At 53.5% G+C, this 325-nt stretch carries 1 pseudogene; it reads right to left on the minus strand.

Annotated elements, in window-relative coordinates:
• Positions 1 to 19 precede the first annotated feature (19 nt).
• Positions 20 to 325: pseudogene (locus B3F49_RS03880) on the minus strand (hypothetical protein); the annotation flags it as partial.

Consider the following 325-nt stretch of genomic DNA (forward strand, 5'->3'; position numbering starts at 1 on the left):
CACTAGACTTTACAGCCCACTAGTCGGTCAGCACATCGGCACTGACAATACAGCTGGCTACCACGTAGGATCCCTTCTGCAGTGGTTTTGCCAGCTGTTTTGCTGAGAACACCAGATCCAGATGCCCCATCTCCGTTGCTATGGTTGCAACCATGCACAGCGTATCACGAAACCCGTGCCTGCGTTCTTCAACAGCCAGGACCGGACCGCAAAGCAGCACCATCTGCTCATGCCGGGCGAATTTTTGTCGGGTTTCCTCACTCAGGCTCTCGTCACGTGCCATGATGTAGTTGAAAGGGAGCAACTTCTTGTCTTCCAACCTTCC

It is taken from the genome of Sphaerochaeta sp. UBA5836 (assembly GCF_002432845.1).
GTDB lineage: Bacteria > Spirochaetota > Spirochaetia > Sphaerochaetales > Sphaerochaetaceae > Sphaerochaeta.